The sequence below is a fragment of the Synechococcus sp. N5 genome, from assembly GCF_900473925.1.
Classification (GTDB): domain Bacteria; phylum Cyanobacteriota; class Cyanobacteriia; order PCC-6307; family Cyanobiaceae; genus Parasynechococcus.
This window is the reverse complement of the sequence record NZ_UCNI01000010.1, coordinates 1-2,831: the sequence shown is the minus strand read 5'-3', so window position 1 is coordinate 2,831 and position 2,831 is coordinate 1. Positions and strand designations below refer to the sequence as shown.

At 48.3% G+C, this 2,831-nt stretch carries 5 protein-coding genes; 1 reads left to right on the top strand and 4 read right to left on the bottom strand.

The features are described from left to right. Window positions 1-194, top strand: a 194-nt coding sequence (locus tag DXY03_RS12505; RefSeq protein ID WP_206749733.1) for a hypothetical protein, incomplete at its 5' end; no start/stop codon positions are given. A gap of 271 nt (window positions 195-465) precedes the next feature. Here DXY03_RS12505 and DXY03_RS09995 read toward each other — a convergent pair. From DXY03_RS09995 to DXY03_RS09980, 4 genes are all read right to left on the bottom strand, one after another. Further along, a complete protein-coding gene (locus tag DXY03_RS09995) occupies window positions 466-1,041 on the bottom strand; it encodes a helix-turn-helix domain-containing protein (protein ID WP_115010292.1) in 576 nt (191 codons plus the stop codon). 706 nt (window positions 1,042-1,747) lie between these two features. After that, complete coding sequence (locus tag DXY03_RS09990; protein ID WP_115010291.1) at window positions 1,748-2,032, bottom strand: hypothetical protein; 285 nt, start codon at window positions 2,030-2,032, stop codon at window positions 1,748-1,750. After that, entirely contained in the window at window positions 2,029-2,250 is a 222-nt protein-coding gene (locus DXY03_RS09985) for a DUF3721 domain-containing protein (protein ID WP_115010290.1), read from the bottom strand. Before DXY03_RS09985 ends, DXY03_RS09990 begins: the two co-directional genes overlap by 4 nt. A gap of 4 nt (window positions 2,251-2,254) precedes the next feature. Beyond that, a complete protein-coding gene (locus DXY03_RS09980) occupies window positions 2,255-2,512 on the bottom strand; it encodes a hypothetical protein (protein ID WP_115010289.1) in 258 nt (85 codons plus the stop codon). Window positions 2,513-2,831 lie beyond the last annotated feature (319 nt).

Below are 2,831 nucleotides of genomic sequence, written 5' to 3'. Positions count from 1 at the left end.
TCGGCGGCATTGACGCCGGTGGCCAGAAGGCCAAGGGCGGCAGGAGCCACCAGCATTTGCTGGAAAAGCTTCATGGAATTCCTCACACAGGATTGCCCAGATTGGGCACGCTTATGATGGCGCTCCGCTGTGTCCTTGGTTACTCTTTTCCTTCAGTTACAAGTAGCGTTCTATACATCATGGAGTTCTTTTGATACGGGCTAAGGCTGATTTTTGGGGTGCTTGTAAGTGCACCAATCAGCCGCTGCACTTCTTAGACTTGAATCAGATGACCACACGCCTTGTGTCTTTTGTTACCTCCCTTGCCTGGATACGTTCCCGCTATTGACGGTATTGTTGAGGAATAGATTTTCTAGTGTTTTGGCCGAGTCTTCTGAAAACCGACTTGCTGTGAATAAGAAAAAGGGTTGTAAGAAATCGAAATGTTCGAAGTGGAAAGGTGGAACGTGTCGTTGTGGTCGTTAATTAATCCGCAGGTATAATAATCTGTCCCTTTAGTTCATCAATGTAAATTTGTTGGGACTTCCTAAGAGTGCTAATCGTCCTTGATACGGTTGATCTTGTGGATCCAACGATTTCAGCAATACGTGCATGAGAGAGCGTTTGCTCAAAGAGCAGCCCCTCTGGTGTTCTTTTTCCTAGCCTCGTTGTCAGTAATCTAAATAGTTTCATCAGTCGTTTCTCTAGATTCTTCTCATGTCTCACGATATGTAGTTGAATTATCCAGTCCATGATTGCGTCGCTTGTGTCGGATTCTATTTTGCTTATTGACTCAACCAAATAAGTTGTGTCTGTTATGGCTTCTATTGTGATTTCTAGGTCTCTTGGGTATTGGAATTTGAAAATATCTGCTCTGCACGCAAAAGCTACAGTTATGTCTTCTGCATTTTTGGATTGCTTGACCGCAATCCTTATAATGCCACTCTTCACTGTTATTTCTATATCTTTCCCGGCTTGAGGTCTTTCTATGAATTCTGTTTCGTACGAATTCAGTGATATTGGTCTCCCTTCCTCGTTTCGGTGCTGGCGCTTTGTGGTCATTGACGTACTTACTTGTGTCTTTTGCTACACTGAATTGTGATTATATTTTCCATTCAAGCTTTTTTTCTGTCTATGAACGGGCATTGCAAGATTTCGAGCTCATTTAAGTGTCTTTTATAGCACGATGTTGTTTTTTGGTTTTGTCTCTTCTCGTCATATTTGCTTTCCTTGAGGTCAGGTATGACGCAATCCGTCGTCGCGATAAAGGTGCTGCTTCTGTTAATTTTTTACCCACAGTAAATCTTCGGGGTTAACGTTCTGAAGTGACTCCATGTGTTCTTCCGTTAGGGCTTGTGCCGCTTTGTCGTGGCCAGTGATTGAAAGGTGGGAAACTCGTTGGAAGCACCATGCATTGATTTCTTCAAGCGTCTTGTCTCTAAGCTGATCATTGTTGTTCATGCTTTTTGAGGCGTATTTCTTTTTATTATTCTATTTCCTTATTGATTTTCGGCGGAATTAATTGCTTCTGCTTGTGTCATTTCGTTTATTTTGATGTGATTATTGGCTTCTCTCTTTTTAGTTCTTTTGCTCGCTCTTGCTTTTTGAGCAACTCTTCTCTGCTAAGTGTCTGCATGCGACGAGACGGTTATCACTTCCCGCATAAATTGTTTTGCTCCTACAGCAGTTAGTTGTTTGGTTGTGATGGCTCCCGTTACTCCCTGTGCTTTTCCGCGTTGCACCTGTGCGGAGTGAGGCGTGGTTGGTTTCAACCCCCTTTCGTGCGGGCTGGCCTGAGCATCATTGTCAGCCCAGACACGGTCACAACAATGGTGAGCATTCCCAGCAGGATTGGGTACATGGGCTGAAGATTGAACCAGCCGAACTTTCCTGTGTGCAGCTTGAGCAGCCAGAAGGCATCAATTTTCTGCTCCAGCAGCAGGCTGTACAGGGAGCCGGTTCCTGCAGTGATCAGCAGTGGTGCTGCGGCGATCGGAACCAGCCAGCGATGGATTCGCCGCGCCTGCCGGCTGTTTGTTTTGGAGGCTTTCATTGCTTTCGCAGCTGTTGGTGGAGTTCCCGTTCACCAGTGCAAGGCATCCAACTTCCGTTGTTCTCATGAATGCTGCTGCAACCGATTTCAGCTGCACGCTGCCGTGCTTCGGCTTCGGTGCCATAGAGCCCCTTTCCGTGGGCCATCCCTGGCGTTGTGTTCACCAACAGGCCCAAAACCCCGAAGCTGAGAGCCAAGAACGGTTGGATGGTGTTCATCGGTTTAGAAGCCTTCGCAGTGTTCAACGGCCTTGAGGTAATTCATCTTGCCGGCAGCTGTGCCTCCCTTTGGATTGATGCCGACCCGCATGGTGATCTGTGCGTCGATGCAGCGGTTGTAGCGATGGGCTTTGACGGCTTGTGGAATCAGCAGAACCGTGATGCTGAGCAGGCTAAGACTGCTAACAGCCGCAAGCACCGGGTAGGCGTGGGCTCGCACCATCTCGCGAGCTGTGAGCTTTTGATGGTTGTGGTCGACCATGTGTCCCTGTGATTGGCTTCAACGCATGGACAGCCTTGCGCGTCGATTGGCCTTGAGCAACGTTGTTGATTTGGCGATGCAGCAGAAGAACGGGGACGTTTTGGTCAGCTCGCTCCGCTATCTCGACCTGATAACAAAACAATGGCCGCTCTGGGTGTGGTGCAATGGCGATTCTGTTGTCACGCGACCTACGAGAACCAGCGTGGAGACGGAACAACCACAACTCGAGTTACGGCGAGGGTGCGTTGTCCTTTGATTCAATGCGCCACACAGGCTTGTAGTTGTTCCCGCAGGGTGGTGTGGTCGATGTCGCGGCCGA